The sequence below is a fragment of the Agrobacterium sp. 22-209-1 genome, from assembly GCF_053522485.1.
Genome location: NZ_JBNWCH010000003.1, coordinates 118,573 through 138,002 on the forward strand (window position 1 = coordinate 118,573; position 19,430 = coordinate 138,002).

A 19,430-nucleotide genomic window follows, 5' to 3' on the forward strand; every position below is an offset into this window, starting at 1 on the left:
TCCCTGTTGTTTCGTGGGACCGCTAAAACATGATTGCATAACATGTATGTGACAGGCAGGATTTTTGGGGTGTGATCTCTTGGGGCCGTCAGGATTGAGAGTAACATTGCCCCTCAATACTCGCGGTTTACCCCCCTCTGCCCTGCCGGGCATCTCCCCCTCAAGGGGGGAGATCGATCTGTGGCTAGGCCTCGCCCATCTCGACGCTTGAGAGGGGAGTAACGGTAGAGCGTCTTGCTGATCTCCCCCCTTGAGGGGGAGATGCCCGGCAGGGCAGAGGGGGGTAAGCCACACCCTCCACCTTTCAAGGCCTCATCGCCAGCCCCCTCAAATTGCCGCAAGCACCTCACCCGTCTCCGCCTGCGCCGTCGCGATCAACCGCCCGAGCCGCTTCATGCCTTCCTCGATCATCGCCTCATTGGCGCAGGAGAAGCTGATGCGCAGCGTGTTCGTGCCGGAGCCATCCGCAAAGAAGGCGCGACCGGGAACGAAGGCGACCTTTTCCGTGGCGATGGATTTTGCCAGCAGTGCGGCGCCATCCATGCCCTCAGGCAACGTCACCCAGATGAACATGCCGCCTTCCGGCTTGGTCCAGCTGGTGGTCTTCGGCATGTACTTCTCGAGTGCCGCCAGCATCGCATCACGTCGTGCGCTGTAAGCAGCTTTGATCTTGGCGACCTGTTTGTCGAAGCCGCGCGAGGCGACACGTTCGATGGCGATCTGGTTGATGGTCGAGGAATGCAGGTCGGCGGCCTGCTTCATCAGCACCAGCTTGCGGATGACAGGCGCGGAAGCGACGATGTAACCGACGCGAAGGCCAGGTGCGAGCGTCTTCGAAAAGCTGCCGCAATAGATGGTGCGGGTGTTCTCGATGCCGCCAGAGCGGGCGATATCAAGCGCCATGATCGGCGGAACAGCTTCACCATCGTAACGCAGCGACTGATAGGCGGCGTCTTCGATGACGGCGATATCCAACTCGTCAGCCAGTGCCAGAACCTTTTCGCGGCCCGCGAGATCGACGGTTTCGCCGGTCGGATTGGAGAAATCGGCCGAGAGATAGGCGAATTTCACCGCGCCGCCGAGCTTGGCCGCCGTTTCGCGGTAAGCCTCGGGCGTGCGGTTACCGCCGGGGTTCAGCTGGTCGTAATTAGGCTCATAGGCGTTGAAGGCGGAAAGCGCGCCGAGATAGGTCGGCCAGGTCACCAGCGCCGTATCCTTCGGCGACAGGAACAACTTGCCGAGATAATCGAGACCCTGCTGCGAACCGGAAACGATAAAGACGTTGTCGGCGGTGCATTCGATGCCGATCTTGTCCATCTCGCCCGCCAGCCATTCGCGCAGCGGCTTGTAACCCTCGCTTACCGAATATTGCAGCGCCGAGTTGACCTGCGAACCGGAAAAAATTTCCGCGTAAGCCTGCTGAAACTCCTCTGCGGGGAAAAGGGCCGGGTCCGGAATGCCGCCGGCAAAGGAGATGATATCAGGCTGTTCGAGCAGCTTCAGCAGCTCACGGATTTCAGACGCTTTCATGCGCGAAGAGCGCGTGGCGAAAATTTGTTCCCAATCAAGCATGGGTACGTTTCCTCTTGTGTCGTTTTTATGCGTGCATCTTTACAGAAATGTCGATATGTCAGCAATACTGACTTATCAGTTTTTCGAATTATTTCTGCCTCCCTGCACATTGCCCGCAACCGACCTGCATCGACGCCCAGATTTGCGGACAAAGCCAAATACACCCTTGCGCAAAGCTTCACAATCACACCTTTGCGATTGACGCGGCATGGTTTTCCGGTTGGATTGCGCGCGCGCCGCAACCCGGCGAGAGCATCATGGGAGTTTAACGACATGCTGAAAAATATCGACCCGGCGCTGAACGCCGATGTTCTGCACGCGCTGCGCGCCATGGGCCATGGCGATACGCTGGTGATCTCGGACACTAATTTCCCTTCCGATTCGGTGGCCCGCCAGACCACCGTCGGCAAGGTGCTGCATATCGACAACGTCTCGGCCGCCTGCGCCATGAAGGCTATCCTGTCCGTTCTACCGCTCGACACGCCGCTGCAGCCCTCGGTCGGCCGCATGGAAGTGATGGGCGCGCCCGATCAGCTGGAACCGGTACAGGCCGAAGTGCAGAAGGAAATCGACGCGGCGGAAGGAAAACCCGCCCCCATGTACGGGATCGAACGTTTTGCCTTCTACGAAAAAGCCAAGCAGGCCTATTGCGTCATCACCACTGGCGAGACCCGGTTCTATGGCTGCTTCCTGCTGACGAAGGGTGTCATCCCGCCGGCAAAATAAGCCGGAGGCAGGAAATTTCGCTAGCCGCCGACCTTCATGACAATTTCAAGTTGTTGTGGCAAAAACTTCCACTAGGCTTGAAAACCTAACCGGAGGTGTGCGGATCATGACCCAATATGTCCTGGCGTTCTGGAATGTCGAAAACCTGTTTGCGCCGGAGGGTTATCCGGCGCGCGAGCCGTGGATTGCCGAGCGGCTGAAGAACGATCTGAAAGGCTGGACCGAGGATCTGTTCAAGACCAAGGTCAAACAGCTCGGCATCATCATCCGGCAGATCGGCGGTGCCGGGCCAGATCTGCTCGGCGTCTGCGAGGTCGAGAACCGTTTCGTCCTGGAGACGCTGGCAGAACATCTCAACGATCTCATGCCTGAGCGCGCCTATCGCGTCGTGCACGCCGATTCCAGCAAGGACCAGCGCGGCATCGACACCGCCTTCATCTATGACAGCAAAAAGCTGCTGATCAACGAAAACGAGATTTTCAGCCATTTCGTGATGCGCCGCACCGGCACGCGCGACATTACCCAATGCACCTTCATCACCAAGGGCGGACGCCAGCTCATTGCGCTTTCCAATCACTGGCCGTCGCGCTCGGGTGGCGCGGTCGAAAGCGCCGGTTTTCGAATGACCGCCGGCGAAACGCTCGGCTACTGGCACCAGCGTATTCGCGAGGAAAAAGGAAACGACATCGCCGTTATCGCTTTCGGCGACTTCAACGACGACCCGTCCGATGCCTCGCTGCGCTATCACGCCAATTCCACCCGCGAGCGCGACGATGTCGAAAATTCGCAATCGGCCATGTTCTACAATCTTGCCTGGAATTATTTGCGCCAGCCCGTGGTGGATTCAGTCGGCACGGCAAGGACGATCTATGGCACGCTCTATTTCAATGGCGACGCCAATATCTTCGACCAGATCCTCGTTTCCCGATCACTTCTGAGCGGCAGCAGCGGCTTCAGCGTGCGTGAGGAAACCGCGAAAGTCGAAGCCATCGCCGCCATGGTCAGCCATAGCAAGAACGAGGGGCCTATCCGCTTCGGCCTGTCGAAGGGCGATGCGGTCAAAAACGTCAATCTCGGCGGATTTTCCGATCACTTTCCCGTTTCCGTTATCGTAGAGGAAGACGACGCCATCATGTGAGGGCACACCGAAAACAAAAGGCCGGAGCTTTCGCCCCGGCCTCCAAAGTTTCCACCAAGCAATGAAGCTTAGTTGACGGCCTTGTCCACCAGCTTGTTCTTGCCGATCCAGGGCATCATGCCGCGCAGCTTTGCGCCGACTTCTTCGATCTGGTGAACGTCGTTCATGCGGCGGATACCCTTGAAGCGGGCCGCACCCGAGCGGTATTCCTGCATCCAGTCCGAGGTGAACTTGCCGGTCTGGATGTCGTGCAGAACGCGCTTCATTTCAGCCTTGGTTTCAGCGGTGATGATGCGCGGACCGGTGACGTATTCGCCCCACTCGGCCGTGTTGGAGATCGAGTAGTTCATGTTGGCGATGCCGCCTTCATAGATCAGGTCGACGATCAGCTTCACTTCGTGCAGGCACTCGAAATAAGCCATTTCCGGGGCGTAACCGGCTTCGACCAGGGTTTCGAAACCGGCGCGGATGAGCTCTACGAGACCGCCGCACAGAACAACCTGTTCGCCGAAGAGGTCGGTTTCGCACTCTTCCTTGAAGTTGGTTTCGATGATGCCCGAACGGCCACCGCCAACGCCGCAGGCATAGGAGAGAGCGAGTTCAAGCGCGTTGCCGGAAGCGTTCTGGTGAACGGCAACGAGGCAGGGAACGCCGCCGCCCTTCTGGTATTCGCCGCGAACCGTGTGGCCGGGGCCCTTCGGTGCGATCATGACGACGTCGAGCGATGCCTTCGGCTCGATGAGGCCAAAGTGAACGTTAAGGCCGTGTGCGAAAGCAATCGCCGCGCCATCACGGATGTTGCCGGCAATGTCGGCCTTGTAGATGTCGGCCTGCAATTCGTCAGGCGTCGCCATCATCAGGAGGTCGCCCCACTTGGCGGCTTCGGCAACGGTCATGACCTTGAAGCCGTCGGCTTCGGCCTTCTTGACGGTCGGCGAACCGGCCTTCAGAGCGATGACGACGTTCTTGGCGCCGGAATCCTTGAGGTTCAGCGCATGTGCACGGCCCTGGGAGCCGTAACCGACGATGACGACATTCTTGGACTTGATGAGATTGAGATCGGCATCACGATCATAATAAACGCGCATTTGATGGTCCTTCCCTAATGCTTGTCTCTCAGTTGTCTGAACCGGAACCTCAGGCGAGTTTGCCGCTGAGTTCCGAATGTACCTTTTCCGTCCCGTAAAGCGTCAGAAAGGCGACGACCGCCTTTTTTGCCCGGGCGGAAAAATCCTTGTCCGGCGCCTCGCCCAGAAGCATGCGCACATGCAGATCCGAGACGATGAGGCCGTAAAAACTGCGATATGCCTCCTCGGCATCATCAAAACGCAGATAGCCGGAACGGCGACCCGCTTCGATCAGTCCACGCGCCCGCCGGTCGATCTGGCGACGGCCGCGTTCGAGCAGCAGATCGCCGAGCTTGGAGCCGTCACGGCTCGCCTGGCCAACGGCGAGGCGGTTCAGCGCCAGCGACACGTCGCCCGCCAGAACATCGAGCAGATCATGCGCGAATACCTCGAGATGATCGGCAAGCTGCGGCGCGGAGACGCGGTCTCCCGCCTTCTCGAAGGTACGAACCTTGCTCTGCTGGAAGGTGATCATCGCTGCCAGCAGGCCATCGCGATCGCCGAACCACTTGTAGAGGCTTTCCTTGGAACAGTTGGCTGCACGCGCCAGCCCGGATGTGGTGAGCGCTTTCTCGCCGCCCTCGACCAATAGACGCAATGCCTGGTCCAGAACGGCGTTCTGGCGCGGCGAAAATTCCTGCGCTGTGATCGGGTCGGAAGCCAAGTCTTTTCATCTCCAGGGGCTAGATTGATGTACCGTACGGTACGGTTCGAGCGTCATTTAAGCGGAGGCTGCGTTGGGGTCAAGCGGATTCTTCAGGGGAGGACGAGAATTGACGCGGTGCGGCGGAGTGTGAAAGGGAGCTTGCGGGGAACTTCAGGGGGTTATACGTTGGCTAGCAGATAGACGGCGCGTGGAGCTTTACCCCCCTCTGCCCTGCCGGGCATCTCCCCCTCAAGGGGGGAGATCGGCAAGGGTCCCTTTTGTCGCTTCATTCCCAAGCTTCGAGATGGGCGAGACCTTGCCGCAGATCGATCTCCCCCCCTTGAGGGGGAGATGCCCGGCAGGGCAGAGGGGGGTAACGCCGCGCTCCGTAGGCAATGGAAAACCTTCCCAAAGAACCAATCTACCCGGCCGCGCTGATCTCCCGCGATGCATCAATATCGCGCGACGGCGACAGCCCGTAAAAGCGGCTATATTCCCGACTGAACTGCGACGGGCTCTGGTAGCCGACGCGATGGCCGGCGGTGCCGGCATCCAGCCGCTCCAGCAGCATCAGCCGCCGCGCCTCATGCAGGCGAAGCTGCTTCTGATACTGAACCGGCGTCATGGCCGTGATCGTCTTGAAGTGATGGTGGAAGGACGAGACGCTCATGCCGACCTGTTCGGCCAGTTCTTCGATCCGTAACTGGCGCGCGAAATTCTCGCGCAGCCAGGCGATGGCGCGGGCGATGCGATTGCCATGGCTGCCGGACGCGATGACGTTCATCAGCTGCCCGCCGGCCGGTCCGGTCAGGATGCGATAAAGTATCTCCTGTTCGATCAGCGGCGCCATGGCGGCGATGTCGGCCGGACGATCAAGCAAACGCAGGAGCCGTATGGCGGCATCGAGAAGCTCCGGTGTTGCCCTGTTGACGACGATGCCGCGCTGCGCATTCGTCGGCTCCACCGCAGGATCGATCGGTACACGCCGCATGAGATCGACCAGCTTCTCACTATCGACGGCAAGCGAGATGCAGAAATGCGGCACTTCCCTGCTCGCCTCCACCACCCGCCATGCAACGGGCAGATCAAGCGAGGTCAGAAGATAATCCCCCGCGCCGTAGTTGATGGTGTCCGTTCCGAGTTGAACGCTTTTCGACCCCTGGATCACCATGGCGAGACAGGGACGATAGCTGCCGTGGCAGGGAGCGCTCGGCGTCGTGCGCCGGCTGATGCCCAGCGATTCTATCGCCGTGCGCACCTCGCCGTCCTCCGTGACGTGCCGCGCGGCGATGGAGGCGATCTCCCGATAGACATTGAACGGCAAGGACATGGGAAAATCCCTTAACTGAAGGAAGAGATATATTGGATGTTGCTTATCTAGAAAGCCACCCGACATCCGCAAAGAGCACACGGGGCATTTTTTGCAGGATCGTGCAAAAAGCTCGGAGGATCGCTCTAACGCCGCCTCACGCTTCCATCGCATATTCCGCCGTCCCCAACCCCTCGATAAGGATATTCAGATGGCCATTGCTAGAGGTTATGCTGCGACCGACGCGTCGAAGCCGCTTACCCCGTTCACCTTCGAACGCCGCGAGCCAAACGATGACGACGTCGTCATCGATATCAAATATGCCGGCATCTGCCACTCGGACATCCACACCGTCCGCAACGAATGGAAAAACGCCGTCTATCCGATCGTTCCCGGCCACGAAATCGCCGGCGTCGTCCGCGCCGTCGGCTCCAAGGTCACGAAGTTCAAGGTCGGCGACCATGTCGGCGTCGGATGTTTCGTCGATTCCTGCGTCGGCTGCGCCACGCGCGATCTCGACAACGAGCAATATATGCCCGGTCTCGTCGGAACCTATAACTCCGTCGATAGAGACGGCAAGACCGCGACCCAGGGCGGCTATTCCGACCATATCGTCGTCCGGGAAGACTACGTCCTTTCCATCCCGGAAAACCTTCCGCTGGATGCCTCTGCGCCGCTTCTCTGCGCCGGCATCACGCTCTATTCGCCGCTGCATCACTGGAATGCCGGCCCCGGCAAAAAGGTCGCCATCGTCGGCATGGGTGGTCTCGGCCATATGGGCGTGAAGATCGGTTCGGCTATGGGCGCGGATATCACCGTTCTCTCCCAGTCCCTGTCGAAGAAGGAAGACGGCCTGAAGCTCGGCGCGAAGGAATATTACGCCACCAGCGATGCCTCGACCTTCGAGAAGCTCGCCGGCACCTTCGACCTGATTCTCTGCACCGTTTCCGCCGAAATCGACTGGAACGCCTACCTCAACCTGCTGAAGGTCAACGGCACGATGGTTCTGCTCGGCGTGCCGGAACATGCGATCCCGGTCCACGCATTCTCGGTCATTCCTGGCCGTCGTTCGCTCGCCGGTTCGATGATCGGCTCGATCAAGGAAACCCAGGAAATGCTGGATTTCTGCGGCAAGCACAACATCGTCTCCGAGATCGAAAAGATCGACATCAAGGACGTCAATGAAGCCTATGAGCGCGTGCTGAAGAGCGACGTGCGTTACCGCTTCGTCATCGATATGGCCTCGCTCGACGCGTGATACGCCTAGAGACGACCAAATGAACAAGGGCGGGAAGTCATGCTTCCCGCCCTTGTTGTTTTCAGGCGTCAGGCCTCGTCCTTCAGCGTCTCTTTCTGGGTAATCAGCCGCGCACTGTGTTGGCCGCTCAGGTAAATCCACAGCCAGCTCCAGGCCACGGCCAGCCGCGAGCGCGTTCCGATCAGGAAGTAGATGTGGGCAAGCCCCCATATCCACCAGGCCAGCACGCCCTTCAGCTTGAACCGGCCAAAATCGATCACCGCCGCGCGTTTGCCGATGGTGGCGAGATTACCCTGATGGCTATAGCGGAAGGGCGATGGCGACGGCTTGCCCTCCAGCCGCGCCTTGATGACCTTTGCCACATAGGCGCCCTGCTGCTTTGCCGCGGGCGCGATGCCCGGCACCGGCTTGCCGTTTTCCTGATTGACGGCGGCGGTATCGCCGATGACGAAGATATCAGCATCGTCTTCGAGATGAAGCTGCGGCCCGACGATGACACGCCCTGCCCTGTCGCCGGCGGCATTCAGCCACTTGGCGGCCGGAGATGCCTGCACACCGGCGGCCCAGACGACGGTGCGGCACGGATAATGGGTCTCGCCCACCGTCACGCCCTCATCCGTGCAGGCCGTCACCGGCGTGCCGAGCAGAACCTCGACGCCAAGCCTCTCAAGCGCTTGCCTCGCATAGGTCGAAAGATCCTCCGTAAAGACCGGCAGAACGCGCGGTCCTGCCTCCACAAGCAGAACACGGGCCTTTGTCGTATCGACATTGCGGAATTCCGCCGGCAGCGCCCTGTGGGCGAGTTCGGCGATCATGCCCGCCATTTCCACGCCGGTCGGGCCGGCCCCGATAATGACGAAGGTCAGCAGCGCCTGCCGCTCCTCCTCACTGGTGGCAAGTTCGGCCCTTTCGAAGGCCAGAAGCAGGCGGCGGCGGATTGTCGTTGCATCTTCCAGCGTCTTGAGGCCGGGGGCCGAACGTTCCCACTCGTCACGGCCGAAATAGGCGTGACGTGCGCCGGTGGCCAACACCAGCGTATCGAAGCCGATCACCTGTCCGGAATTCAGCTGCACGGTCCGCGCCGCCCGGTCCACGCCGGTCACCTCCGCAAGCAGGGTCGTCACCTCCTTGCGGTCGCGGTAAAGATGGCGGATCGGCCAGGCGATCTCGGATGTCGCCAGCGCCGTCGTCGCAACCTGATACAGCAGGGGCTGAAACAGGTGGTGATTGCGACGGTCGATCAATGTGATGCGGACAGGGGCCCCCTCCAGCCCGTGCACCAGTTGTAAACCGCCGAAGCCTCCACCCACGACGACAACATGATGTTCTTGCATATGTCTCTGCCTTCCAAAATCTGCGCACGGAGCATGCGCAAGGCAAAGCATAGGCGAAAAATTTGACTTTGGTTATGAATTAGGCTGACCGCAGGCCTGACAAAAACGCCGGACAGTTTCAGCCATGCCATATTCCATGGCATCTGCCGTCAGCCCGTGGCCGATCGAAACCTCGGCGAGATAAGGGATACGTTCCATCAGCTTGGGCAGATTTGCCACGGTGAGGTCATGGCCGGCATTGACAGCAAGTCCGAGCGCTCTGGCATGATCCGCCGTCTGCCCGAGCTTCTCGACGAGCACATCAGCCTTTTGCGGATCGTCAAAGCAGCCGCCATATGGGCCGGTGTAAAGTTCGATACGCGCCGCCCCCGTCTCGGCCGCCAGTTCCACCGGCTCGCGCTCACCATCGCCATCGGCAAAAAGCGAGACGCGCATGCCGCCGGACTTCAGGCGTCCCACCACGTCTTTCAGGAAAACGCCGTGCTTGCGGAAATCCCAGCCGTGGTCGGACGTCGCCTGCGACGGGTCGTCAGGCACAAGCGTCACCTGTTCCGGCTGGGTTTCCTCGCAAAGAACGAGGAAATCCTCGGTCGGATAACCTTCGATGTTGAATTCCGCGCCGGGAAAACTGTCGTCGATCAGGGCGCGCAGCACCGGCAGATCGGAAAAGCGGATATGGCGCTGATCCGGTCGCGGGTGTACAGTCAGCCCGCTTGCCCCCGCCGCCAGTGCAATATGCCCGAAATGCGCGACATCCGGCCATGGAAGATCGCGACGGTTGCGTAACATCGCAATTGCGTTCAGATTGACAGAAAGTTTTGCGGGCATGGCATCGAGGCTCCGGTTCGGAATTGACATCCTGTTTCACGCAGGTTGAGGCCAATCGCAAGGAGGCCGGCAAAATTTTTATTACTGCGGGAACGAAAACAGACAATACACGTTACGGTTCTGATGTAGCGTTTGGCATGAGGTTTTGATCGAAAAACATGCCCGTCTTGGGGGAACAAGTAACGGGCACCTTAAAAAGGCAGGCACGCTGTCAAAGAGCGCGAAGGGGGAGACAATGCAGGATGGCCGGATGCCGTTCGAAAGTCACGGCGACGAGGACAAACCCAATCTAAGGATCAGCAGCTTTCTACCGGATATAAGCCTGCCCTCCTCCCTGCCCGCAGAACCCGTGCCCATCGCCGACATGGCCAACATCTTCGGGGTGACCCACCGAACGCTGCATTTTTACGAAGAAAAGGCGCTGCTGACCTCGAAGCGCATCGGCCAGATGCGGGTCTATACCCACCGCAACGTCCAGCGCATGGCCGTCATTAACGTCTGTCGCGAAGTCGGCATATCCGTCGCAGCGATTACCGAGATCATGGAAAAACTCGTCCGTTCGCTCTCGCAGGAAGAAGCCGACGACATATTTCACGCCGCGTTGCGGCAGCGGAAGAGGGAATTGACCGCCGAGCTTTCCACCCTCCAGCGCCAGGCCCAGCAGATCGAGGAACTGCTGGTCGCCGACACGGACGCGGACGGCATGGACGGCGCGGAACGGGCGCCGGCAAAGGACATCGCACTCACCGACACCGAACGAAAATGCCTGGAACTGATGGCGGAGGGTTACGCCCCGGTGAGGCTCGCCCGCGCTCTTGGTCTTTCGGGCAGCGATCTCCATGTTCTCGAGGCGACGATCATCGGCAAGTTCAATGCCAGCAACCGCTTTCAGGCGGTCGCCAAGGCGGTTCTGGTCGGCGTCATCCGCGCCTGATCAACGCACGATCGTCAGGGTCTCCGCCGCGCGGGTAATGGCGGTATAGAGCCACCTTTCGCGCGAGTCCCGGAACGCATAGCTCTCGTCGAAGAGAACCACATTGTTCCACTGCGAACCCTGCGCCTTGTGCACGGTCAGCGCATAGCCGAAATCGAATTCATCATAACGCTTGCGCGTGGACCACGGAATTTCCGTCTCCACATCCTCGAAGGCCGCCTTCAGCAATTTGATCTTGGCAGCACCACGATCCATATCGTCGTCTTCGGGCCGGATCATCAGGTTGATGCCGGGTTTCACCGTCTCGCGCGAAGAGCTCATTACCTGCCATAGCGAGCCGTTGAGCAGCCCCTTGGCGGGATCGTTCCGGAGGCAGACCAGCTTGTCGCCGGATTGCGGATAATCGGCGGTAAAGCCCTTCAGCTCGCGAAGCCGCTGATTGTAGCGACGGCGGGTGCGGTTGGTTCCGACCAGCACCTGATCGGCATCGAGCACCAGCGACTGCGTCACCTCTGACTTGGAGATCACCTGCGCAGAACCATAGTCACCGCGCATGATCTCCCGGCCTTCCCGCACATCCATGGCAAGATGGATGATGGGATTGTCCTTGGCCTGGCGGTGGATTTCCGACAGCAGATAATCCGGCTCCTGTTCGGTAAAGAAGCCGCCGCCCGAAACCGGCGGCAACTGGCCGGGATCGCCGAGCACGAGGATCGGGGTGCCGAAACTCATCAGATCCCTGCCGAGCTGCTCGTCCACCATCGAACATTCATCGATGATGATCAGCGCCGCCTTGGCGAGCGGGCTTTGCCGGTTGATGGAGAACATCGGCGCAATCGAGGTCTTGCCGGTTTCCTCGTCTTCGACAGTTTCTTCGCCGCGCGGGCGATAGATCAGCGAATGGATGGTGCGGGCGTTGGTGGCGCCACGCGAACGCAGCACCTGCGCCGCCTTGCCAGTGAAGGCTGCAAACAGCACCTCGCCATCGACATTTTCCGCAAAATGCTTGGCAAGCGTCGTCTTGCCCGTCCCGGCATAACCGAACAGCCGGAAAACCGGCGTCCGGCCTTCCTTCAGCCAGCGGGAAACAGCCTTCAGCGCTTCGTCCTGTTGCGGTGAAAATAACATGCGCCCTCATCGCAGGATTCGAGCCTGATGCGCAACAGAAAAAGAACGAAAGATGAATCGCCGTGTGAGAATGCGGCAATAAAACGCGGCTGGTTTTTAAGCCGCGGTCGCTAGTATCCCTCGTATGAAGATATTGATTCTCGGCGCAACAGGTTTCATCGGTTCGGAGGTTCTCAAAAGCCTGCACCTCCGCGGGCATGCCGTGACGGGGCTGGCGCGTTCGGTCACCCGCGCCCGCGACAAATGGCCTTTCGCCAACTGGGTGTCAGCCGATCTTTCCAGGATGACGCACGCGACAGATTGGTCATCGCTCGTCCATGACCAGGACGTCATTGTCAATTGTGCGGGCGCGCTGCAGGACGGCCTGTCGGATGACCTTGCCGCGACGCAGGAAAAGGCGATGCTGGCGCTCTATGAAGCAGCGGCGCAGGCGGGCGGCAGACGGATAATCCAGATATCGGCCCGCACGGCGGGGGCCGCATCCGGCCTGCCCTTCCTCGCCACTAAACGCCGCGCCGATGAGGCGCTCGCTGCCAGCGGTCTACCTCACGTCATTCTGCGCCCCGCGCTGGTGGTTGGGCGAAACGCGCACGGCGGCACGGCACTCGTGCGCGCGCTTGCAGGCTATCCCTTCGTGGTGCCGCTCGTCAATGGACAAATCGCCGTCCGGACGGTCGCGGTGGAGGATGTGGCAACCGTGGTATGCGCGGCGATCGACAGCGAAATTGCGCAGGACAGCGATCTCGAACTCGCCGCGAAGGAAACGCTGACATTGCAGGACGTGGTCGCCAGACACCGGCAATGGCTGGGTCTGCCCCATGCTCAGGTCATAAATCTTCCCGCCGCCTTCATGCGCCCCGTCGGCCTCGTGGCGGATGCCGCAGGCAGACTCGGCTGGCGGTCGCCGCTGCGTTCGACCGCCATGACGGTCATGTCGGAAGGCGTCGTGACGGAGAATGAGGCAGGACCGGCGACGGTGTCACTCAAGAACCTGGAACAGACGCTGGCCGGCCACCCTTCCGGCGTGCAGGACCTGTGGTTTGCCAGATTATATCTGCTGAAACCCCTGATCGTTCTCTGCCTTTCTTTATTCTGGCTGCTATCCGGCCTCATGCCGCTGCTGAATATCACCGGAGCAGCGGCGCATTTCCTGCCCTTTATGCCGCAGACACCGGCTGTCATCCTCACGCTCGCCACCTGCCTCATCGATATAGGCCTCGGCATCGCCGTCCTGCTTCGACCGCTCACCAGAAAGGCGCTTGTCGCCATGCTGCTGGTCACCGCCGCTTATCTGGCCGGCGGCAGCCTGCTGGAACCGACGCTTTGGCTCGATCCGCTCGGTCCTCTGGTCAAGGTTCTGCCTTCCATCGCCCTGACACTCGTTGCCCTCGCCACGCTGGATGAACGCTGATGACGCTTGAGGAACTGCTGCGGCTTGCCCATGTCATCGGCGCAACGGTGCTGTTCGGCACCGGTGCAGGCATCGCCTTTTTTATGGTGATGGCACGGCGGACGGCCAGCCCGGTGCTGATCGCCCATGTCTCAGGCACCGTCGTCATTGCCGATACGATCTTCACCGCCACCGCCGCGATCATCCAGCCGGTGACCGGCTATTTTCTCGCCCGCGTCATCGGCTGGCCGCTCACCGAAGGCTGGATCGCCCTTTCGCTTGGCCTCTACGTCTTCACCGGTATTTTCTGGTTGCCGGTGGTATGGATCCAGATCAGGCTGCGCAATATCGCCCGAGACTGCGCCGCAACGGGACAGGCCCTGCCGGCGCAATGGTTCCGCCTCTACCGCATCTGGTTCGCCTGCGGTTTCCCCGCCTTCTTCGCCGTTCTCGGTATCATCTGGCTGATGCTCACCAAGCCGGATATTCCCCTGTTCGGTTGATGCGGCTCAATGCGCGGCCTGCTTCTCGACAAGCTGCGCCAGTTGCTCCGCAACCGTGTTCCAGCCATCGAAGAACCCCATCTGCGCATGCCTGTCGCGGTCGGCAAGATTGTTGTGCATGGCATAGGCCACATATTCCATGCCATCAGGATGATCGCGAAATGTCATCACGGCGGTGAGGAACGGCTGGGCGGAGGGGCGAAAACCTGCGGTCAGCGCATCGGTGAAGATGAGACGCTGCTCATGATCCACCGCCAGAAAACAGCCGCTGACATGCTGGCCAAATTCCTTGCCGTCTTCGCTGTAGCGCGTCTCGAAAGCGCCGCCGGGATAAAGCTCCATACGGTCGACCCGGCACTGACCGGGATGCGGCACCCACCATTGTTCGAGGCTGGCCTTGTCCGTCCAGGCATTCCAGACGAGCCGGCGTGGCGCCCTGATGATGCGTGAAATCTTCAGGTCAAGATCGGGATTGAAAGTCTCGGTCATTGCTCATTCTCCCCTTTGCTGGACATCCTGTCCTGTTGCGCCATGACGAATTGTTCGAGCCGGTCGGTGCGGCCTTCCCAGATGGCGCGTTGTTGCGACAACCAGCCATCGAGCATGGAAAACCTCTGTTTCTCCAGCGCGCAGAACCGGACACGCCCCTGCTTGCGCGTCACGATCAGTCCTGCCTCCTCCAGCTGCCGAATATGTTTCATGAAGGAAGGCAGAGCCATATCGAAGGGTTCGGCCAGCGTTCCGACGCTCGCCTCCCCGCCGCCCAGCCGCAGGATAACCGCCCTTCGGGTCGGATCGGCAAGAGACTGGAAGATGTCGTCGAGCGCGCCTGAATAGTTTTCCATAAGGCTAACTATCATATCAAAATAGTTAGCTCAATGGATAAGTTTAAAAATCGCAAAAATTCGTTGCCGCAGGGAATAATCCGTGGGGCTGCGGTGTCTCTTGATGTGCTGGCGGCTTCAGCCCGCCCGAACCCAGGAGGATATATCCATGAAGATCCGCTTTATCGTTCCCGCCCTCGTTCTGGCTTTTGCCGGAACGGCCTATGCCGCCCCTATGGTCGAAACCGTCAAGACCGCCAAGGGCGATGTGCTGGCGGGCGAAAAAGGCATGACGCTCTACACTTTCAAGAACGACAAGAAGGGCGTATCCAATTGTTATGACAAATGCGCCACGAACTGGCCGCCATTTTTCGCAGCCGCCAGCGACAAGGCCGAGGGCGCCTATTCCCTCGTGAAGCGCAAGGACGGCAAAATGCAATGGGCGAAGGATGGCATGCCGCTTTATTACTGGGTCAAGGACATGAAAAAAGGCGACGCCACCGGCGACGGTGTGAACGGTGTATGGGATGCCGCAAAACCCTGACGGCATGAAGGACGAAAAGCGGGGGAGTAATTCCCCCGCAGCCGGTAGCTTCGAAACGGAGATGCTGGCGCTGATACCCATGCTGCGCCGTTATTCCCGCAGCCTTTCCCGTTCCGATGCCGATGGTGAGGACCTCTTGCAGGACTGCGTGGAAAAGGCGCTGGCCAATAAAAGGCAATGGCGTGGAACGGCTTTGAAAACATGGGCTTACACGATAATGACGAATCTTTATCGCAACCGCCACCGCGCCGAGAAACGCCACCCGTCCGAAAGCCTGGACGGCCATGAGAGCATCGCTGGCGCGGAGACGTTCTCCGACACGCTGGAGAACGACCGGCTGCACGGCGCACTCGCCCTTCTTTCGCCGGACATGCGCGCCGTGCTGATGCTGGTGACGGTGGAAGGCTACAGCTATCAGGAGGCGGCAGAGACATTGTCGATCCCGCTCGGCACCGTCATGTCCAGGCTTTCCCGTGCCCGCGAAACCCTGCGCCAGCATCTGGCGGCGGATAATATCATACCCCTGCGGAGACCACGATGAAACGGCCGGACGCCATAACCGAAGACGATCTGCACGCCTATGTCGACGGACTTCTTTCCGACGACGAACGCGCGGCTGTCGAGGCCTGGCTGGCTGAAAGACCGGAGGAGCAGGCCCGCGTGGAGGCATGGAAAAAACAGGCCGACATTTTGCGCAATGCCTTCGCCTCCTATGCCGCCGCACATCCGCATGACGCATCGCTACTCAGCCCGCAAAAGAAGGATCGCGCATGGCGGCTGAAACCGGCCCTCCTCCAGACGGCTGCGGCCTTGCTGATCTTCCTGGCGGGCGCTGCAGCCGGCAGACTGCTGCCCCCATCTTTTTCGACACCACAGGACGTGACGCTGGCGTCGCTGAGGACAGATATTCCGGCACAGGCGAAATCCGCCTATCTCATCTATGCAAGCGAGGTGCGCCACCCCGTCGAAGTCGGCGCCGGAGAACGCCAGCATCTTGCAACATGGCTCGGCAAACGGCTCGGTTATCCCTTTGCCATCCCCGACCTGTCGAAGATCGGATACGACCTCGTCGGCGGGCGTCTCATCCCCGTCAGCGGCAAGCCGGGCGCGATGCTGATGTATCAGGACAAGACCGGCCGCCGGGTGACCGTGCTGATCGGCCACAACGAGGAAAACCGCACCACCAGCTTCCGCATGGCCAGCGCCGATGGCGTCGAGACCTTCTACTGGATCGACAATGAGCTGGGTTATGCCGTTTCCGCCGAACTGACGCGCGACGAGGTGCAGGCAATCGCCGAGGAATGTTACCGGCAGTTTCCGACGTGAGGTCTGTTATTTCAGCATTGGCCAGAGGCTGATGACAAGCAGGACAGCCATGGTGATGTTGAACCATTTAAGCCGAACGGGAACCGACAGCCAGTCGCGCAGCACAGAGCCGAAACCGGCCCAGGTGGAAACACTGGGAAGATTGACGGCCGCAAAGGCAAGACCGACGATCAGGACCGTGAGGAAATATTGGGCCTCGTCCGTATAAGTCGCCATCGCCGTCACCGCCATTACCCAGGCTTTAGGGTTGACCCATTGAAAGACGGCAGCGGCAAGGAAACTCATCGGCTCGGAAGCGGCCGAACCTTCGCTGAGGCTGCGCGACATCGCGATCTTCCACGCAATCCAGACGAGATAGAGCCCGCCCGCGAATTTCAGCCCCGTGTACAACGCGGGCACGGAATGCAGCAACGCGCCGAGACCGAAGCCGACCCCGATCAACAGCGACAGAAACCCGGCGCCAATGCCCAGCATATGCGGGATGGTTCGGCGGAAACCGAAATTCACACCCGACGCAAACAGCATCATATTGTTGGGGCCGGGCGTGATGGAGGTGGTGAAGGCAAACAGCACCAGCGCGGCGAAAGTTTCTATGGTCATGATCTCTCCTTGAGCCAAAACCCTATCCGCCGCCCTGCCGTCAAACCATCCCGACGCGTCGATGGGCGAGGTCAAATTTTTTGATGGATCAATCACTTCCACCATGGGTTTGAGAAGTCGACACAAAGGACTATTGTCCAATTGGCAACCGCTGGAGCAAAACCATGCATGAGGATATTCCTTCCGTCACCCTGCCCTCTGGAAGAGAGGTTCCAGCCCTCGGCCTCGGCACCTGGAACATGGGCGAGACGAGGTCATCGGCAGACCAGGAGGTTGAAAGCATCCGCAAAGCACTCGATCTCGGCATGACGCTGGTCGATACCGCGGAAATGTATGCGGACGGCCGGTCGGAAGAAGTGGTCGGGACGGCAATCGCCGGCCGCCGCGACGAGGTCTTTCTCGTCACCAAGATCTATCCGTGGAACGCCAGCGCCAGAGGCACGGCGGAGGCCTGCGAGCGCAGCCTCGCAAGGCTCGGCACCGATCACATCGACCTCTACCTGCTGCACTGGCGCGGCGAACACCCGCTTGGCGAAACCGTGGCAGCGTTCGAAAGGCTGAAGAGCGACGGCAAGATCGGTAACTGGGGCGTCTCCAATTTTGATACCGACGACATGGAGGAGCTTTTCGCGGTTCCCGAGGGCAAAAACTGCGCCGCCAATCAGGTGCTCTACAACCTCTCCCGGCGCGGGCCGGAATTTTCCCTTCTGCCCTGGTGCCAGCAGCACGGCGTGCCGCTAATGGCCTATTCCCCCATCGAGCAGGGTCGTATCCTGAAGAACCACGAACTCATCCGCATCGCCAAGGCCTATCAGGCGACACCGGCGCAACTGGCTCTGGCCTTTCTTTTGGACAGGGACGGTGTCATCGCCATTCCCAAATCCGCCAGCGTGTCCCGTGTCGTGGAAAATCGCGGCGCCACCGATCTTGAAATAACCGAGGAAGACTGGACCGCCCTCGACGCCGCCTTCCCGCCGCCGACGCGCAAGACGGCGCTGGAAATGCTGTGACGCAACAGGGCCTTAGCAGGCATTTCGGAATCAGGCTCTGAAGCGGTTGAAACGGAATGTGAGAACCGGGAACCGCCAGCTTTCGAAACCGCAATAACGGCGCGGCAAGCCGCGCCGTCGGTCAAATAGTACCCGGGGCTTTATGACGGTATGCGGGGTTCGTATTCCTCTTTCAACGCCAGCCACGTATCCCAGAAAGGTGCCGGTTCCTTTTCCTGAAGACGGGCGGCGAGAATATCGAGATGCACATGCCAGCCGGCGCTGACATCGAGCTTGGTCTTCCTGCCAACCAGCCGGCGATGAGTAAGCGTCAGAAGCACATCCTTGCCCAGAGCCTGAAGCTCGATTGACACCTCTCCGCCCTCGCCCCAACTGAAGACAAGGCGATGCGGTGGAACGACGGTAATGATGCGGGACGCCATCTTTTCCTCTTCGGAAAAGCCTTCCGGGCGATGGCCCGGCGGGTCGGAAAGCTCATCGTTACGCCAGACGAGTTCGAACGGCGCATCTGGCGCAAGCCGCATTTCACCGGAAGCCAGCCAGCGGCGGCGAAGCTCGCTTTGTGTCAGATAGGCCCATACCCGCTCGATCGGCCCCGGTAGCAGCCGTTCGATCTTTAAGGTGGTCGGCTCGACGAGACGGCCATAGGTTTCAGGCATTGCAATATCAGCCATTGTCATTTCCTCCATCTGCAAGGATTTTTCCCTGATCTTCCTCCCTGAGCATCTGCTCAAGAATATCGAGGCGGCTGCCCCAGAACTGCCGGTAGAAATCCAGCCATTCATACGCTTCTTCCAGCCGTTCCGGCGCAAGGCGGCAGACATGGATACGCCCCCTCACCTCGCGGCGGATGAGACCCGCGTTTTCCAGCGCCTTGATGTGCTTTGAAGCCGCAGCGAGCGATATCTCGAACGGCTGAGCCAACTGGCTCACCGTTCGCTCGCCACGCGAAAGATCGCGCAACATCGTGCGTCGCGTTGCGTCGCCAAGGGCGTGAAAAACAGTGTCGAGATGTGAAGCGGATAATTCAACCATGTTGTTGAATATAGCGTCCCAGCCGAGAAAGTCAACCATATGGTTGAATATCAATCCGCGAAGCGAATTCCATAAAAAACCCGCGGCGAACCGCGGGTCAGACTGCTGACAAAGGTTGAATATCTCTCATCCGTCATCCTCACCCTTGAGGCGAGGATCCACAGCCGTTGAAGGCATGGATCCTCGGGTCAAGCCCGA

General features: G+C 59.9%; 22 protein-coding genes. 10 read left to right on the forward strand and 12 right to left on the reverse strand.

Features of this window, described 5'->3' with window-relative positions:
• Window positions 1-327: 327 nt before the first annotated feature.
• Window positions 328-1,572: an aminotransferase-like domain-containing protein gene (locus ACQZ48_RS08470; protein WP_137410652.1), complete on the reverse strand. Its 1,245-nt coding sequence runs from the start codon at window positions 1,570-1,572 to the stop codon at window positions 328-330.
• Between the two features lie 273 nt (window positions 1,573-1,845).
• Here ACQZ48_RS08470 and ACQZ48_RS08475 point away from each other — a divergent pair, with 273 nt between their 5' ends.
• A complete protein-coding gene (locus tag ACQZ48_RS08475) occupies window positions 1,846-2,298 on the forward strand; it encodes an RbsD/FucU family protein (protein ID WP_443388899.1) in 453 nt (150 codons plus the stop codon).
• Window positions 2,299-2,404: 106 nt separating this feature from the next.
• Window positions 2,405-3,436, forward strand: coding sequence for an endonuclease/exonuclease/phosphatase family protein (locus ACQZ48_RS08480; RefSeq protein ID WP_077981735.1), 1,032 nt, complete (start codon window positions 2,405-2,407; stop codon window positions 3,434-3,436).
• Between the two features lie 68 nt (window positions 3,437-3,504).
• On the opposite strand, the gene ilvC is transcribed toward ACQZ48_RS08480, so the two are convergent.
• The 3 genes from ilvC to ACQZ48_RS08495 all read right to left on the reverse strand — a co-directional run bounded on the left by ilvC (window position 3,505) and on the right by ACQZ48_RS08495 (window position 6,539).
• A complete protein-coding gene (gene ilvC, locus ACQZ48_RS08485) occupies window positions 3,505-4,524 on the reverse strand; it encodes a ketol-acid reductoisomerase (protein ID WP_077981734.1) in 1,020 nt (339 codons plus the stop codon).
• A 49-nt stretch (window positions 4,525-4,573) separates the two neighbouring features.
• Window positions 4,574-5,227 (reverse strand): TetR/AcrR family transcriptional regulator, encoded by a 654-nt coding sequence (locus ACQZ48_RS08490; protein ID WP_077981733.1) that lies wholly within the window; start codon window positions 5,225-5,227, stop codon window positions 4,574-4,576.
• A gap of 403 nt (window positions 5,228-5,630) precedes the next feature.
• Window positions 5,631-6,539, reverse strand: coding sequence for an AraC family transcriptional regulator (locus tag ACQZ48_RS08495; RefSeq protein WP_077981732.1), 909 nt, complete (start codon window positions 6,537-6,539; stop codon window positions 5,631-5,633).
• A 190-nt stretch (window positions 6,540-6,729) separates the two neighbouring features.
• On the opposite strand from ACQZ48_RS08495, the gene ACQZ48_RS08500 reads away from it, so the two are divergent.
• Window positions 6,730-7,776 carry an NAD(P)-dependent alcohol dehydrogenase gene (locus tag ACQZ48_RS08500; RefSeq protein ID WP_077981731.1) on the forward strand — a complete coding sequence of 349 codons (1,047 nt, stop codon included), beginning with the start codon at window positions 6,730-6,732 and terminating at the stop codon, window positions 7,774-7,776.
• A gap of 68 nt (window positions 7,777-7,844) precedes the next feature.
• Here the strand turns inward: ACQZ48_RS08500 and ACQZ48_RS08505 are convergent, their stop codons facing one another.
• Together ACQZ48_RS08505 and ACQZ48_RS08510 are read right to left on the reverse strand one after the other, a co-directional pair.
• Window positions 7,845-9,110, reverse strand: a complete 1,266-nt coding sequence (locus ACQZ48_RS08505; RefSeq protein ID WP_448728731.1) for an NAD(P)/FAD-dependent oxidoreductase — start codon at window positions 9,108-9,110, stop codon at window positions 7,845-7,847.
• A gap of 72 nt (window positions 9,111-9,182) precedes the next feature.
• Window positions 9,183-9,938, reverse strand: a complete 756-nt coding sequence (locus ACQZ48_RS08510) for a pyridoxine 5'-phosphate synthase (protein ID WP_191218464.1) — start codon at window positions 9,936-9,938, stop codon at window positions 9,183-9,185.
• A 235-nt stretch (window positions 9,939-10,173) separates the two neighbouring features.
• Here ACQZ48_RS08510 and ACQZ48_RS08515 point away from each other — a divergent pair, with 235 nt between their 5' ends.
• Entirely contained in the window at window positions 10,174-10,872 is a 699-nt protein-coding gene (locus ACQZ48_RS08515) for a MerR family transcriptional regulator (RefSeq protein ID WP_448728732.1), read from the forward strand.
• Here ACQZ48_RS08515 and ACQZ48_RS08520 read toward each other — a convergent pair whose 3' ends face one another.
• Window positions 10,873-12,000 carry an ATP-dependent DNA helicase gene (locus tag ACQZ48_RS08520; RefSeq protein WP_077981728.1) on the reverse strand — a complete coding sequence of 376 codons (1,128 nt, stop codon included), beginning with the start codon at window positions 11,998-12,000 and terminating at the stop codon, window positions 10,873-10,875.
• A 124-nt stretch (window positions 12,001-12,124) separates the two neighbouring features.
• Here ACQZ48_RS08520 and ACQZ48_RS08525 point away from each other — a divergent pair, with 124 nt between their 5' ends.
• Window positions 12,125-13,411: an SDR family oxidoreductase gene (locus ACQZ48_RS08525; RefSeq protein WP_448728733.1), complete on the forward strand. Its 1,287-nt coding sequence runs from the start codon at window positions 12,125-12,127 to the stop codon at window positions 13,409-13,411.
• Window positions 13,411-13,893 (forward strand): DUF2269 family protein, encoded by a 483-nt coding sequence (locus ACQZ48_RS08530; protein WP_137410657.1) that lies wholly within the window; start codon window positions 13,411-13,413, stop codon window positions 13,891-13,893. The genes ACQZ48_RS08525 and ACQZ48_RS08530 overlap by 1 nt, the downstream gene beginning before the upstream one ends.
• Window positions 13,894-13,899: 6 nt before the next feature.
• Here ACQZ48_RS08530 and ACQZ48_RS08535 read toward each other — a convergent pair whose 3' ends face one another.
• A complete protein-coding gene (locus ACQZ48_RS08535; protein WP_191218462.1) occupies window positions 13,900-14,382 on the reverse strand; it encodes an SRPBCC family protein in 483 nt (160 codons plus the stop codon).
• Window positions 14,379-14,738 (reverse strand): ArsR/SmtB family transcription factor, encoded by a 360-nt coding sequence (locus ACQZ48_RS08540; protein ID WP_191218461.1) that lies wholly within the window; start codon window positions 14,736-14,738, stop codon window positions 14,379-14,381. Before ACQZ48_RS08540 ends, ACQZ48_RS08535 begins: the two co-directional genes overlap by 4 nt.
• A 148-nt stretch (window positions 14,739-14,886) precedes the next feature.
• Here ACQZ48_RS08540 and ACQZ48_RS08545 point away from each other — a divergent pair, with 148 nt between their 5' ends.
• The 3 genes from ACQZ48_RS08545 to ACQZ48_RS08555 are packed head-to-tail and all read left to right on the forward strand — an operon-like array spanning window position 14,887 to window position 16,587.
• Window positions 14,887-15,261 (forward strand): COG4315 family predicted lipoprotein, encoded by a 375-nt coding sequence (locus tag ACQZ48_RS08545; RefSeq protein WP_170985530.1) that lies wholly within the window; start codon window positions 14,887-14,889, stop codon window positions 15,259-15,261.
• Window positions 15,245-15,802: an RNA polymerase sigma factor gene (locus ACQZ48_RS08550; RefSeq protein ID WP_165691108.1), complete on the forward strand. Its 558-nt coding sequence runs from the start codon at window positions 15,245-15,247 to the stop codon at window positions 15,800-15,802. The genes ACQZ48_RS08545 and ACQZ48_RS08550 overlap by 17 nt, the downstream gene beginning before the upstream one ends.
• A complete protein-coding gene (locus tag ACQZ48_RS08555; protein WP_191218460.1) occupies window positions 15,799-16,587 on the forward strand; it encodes an anti-sigma factor family protein in 789 nt (262 codons plus the stop codon). The genes ACQZ48_RS08550 and ACQZ48_RS08555 overlap by 4 nt, the downstream gene beginning before the upstream one ends.
• 6 nt (window positions 16,588-16,593) lie before the next feature.
• On the opposite strand, the gene ACQZ48_RS08560 is transcribed toward ACQZ48_RS08555, so the two are convergent.
• A complete protein-coding gene (locus ACQZ48_RS08560) occupies window positions 16,594-17,187 on the reverse strand; it encodes a LysE family translocator (protein ID WP_191218459.1) in 594 nt (197 codons plus the stop codon).
• A gap of 164 nt (window positions 17,188-17,351) precedes the next feature.
• Between ACQZ48_RS08560 and ACQZ48_RS08565 the strand changes: the two genes are divergently transcribed.
• Window positions 17,352-18,197 carry an aldo/keto reductase gene (locus ACQZ48_RS08565; RefSeq protein WP_191218458.1) on the forward strand — a complete coding sequence of 282 codons (846 nt, stop codon included), beginning with the start codon at window positions 17,352-17,354 and terminating at the stop codon, window positions 18,195-18,197.
• 140 nt (window positions 18,198-18,337) lie between these two features.
• Here ACQZ48_RS08565 and ACQZ48_RS08570 read toward each other — a convergent pair whose 3' ends face one another.
• Complete coding sequence (locus ACQZ48_RS08570) at window positions 18,338-18,871, reverse strand: SRPBCC family protein (protein ID WP_077981720.1); 534 nt, start codon at window positions 18,869-18,871, stop codon at window positions 18,338-18,340.
• Window positions 18,864-19,232 (reverse strand): ArsR/SmtB family transcription factor, encoded by a 369-nt coding sequence (locus tag ACQZ48_RS08575; RefSeq protein WP_191218479.1) that lies wholly within the window; start codon window positions 19,230-19,232, stop codon window positions 18,864-18,866. The genes ACQZ48_RS08570 and ACQZ48_RS08575 overlap by 8 nt, the downstream gene beginning before the upstream one ends.
• Between the last annotated feature and the right edge of the window lie 198 nt (window positions 19,233-19,430).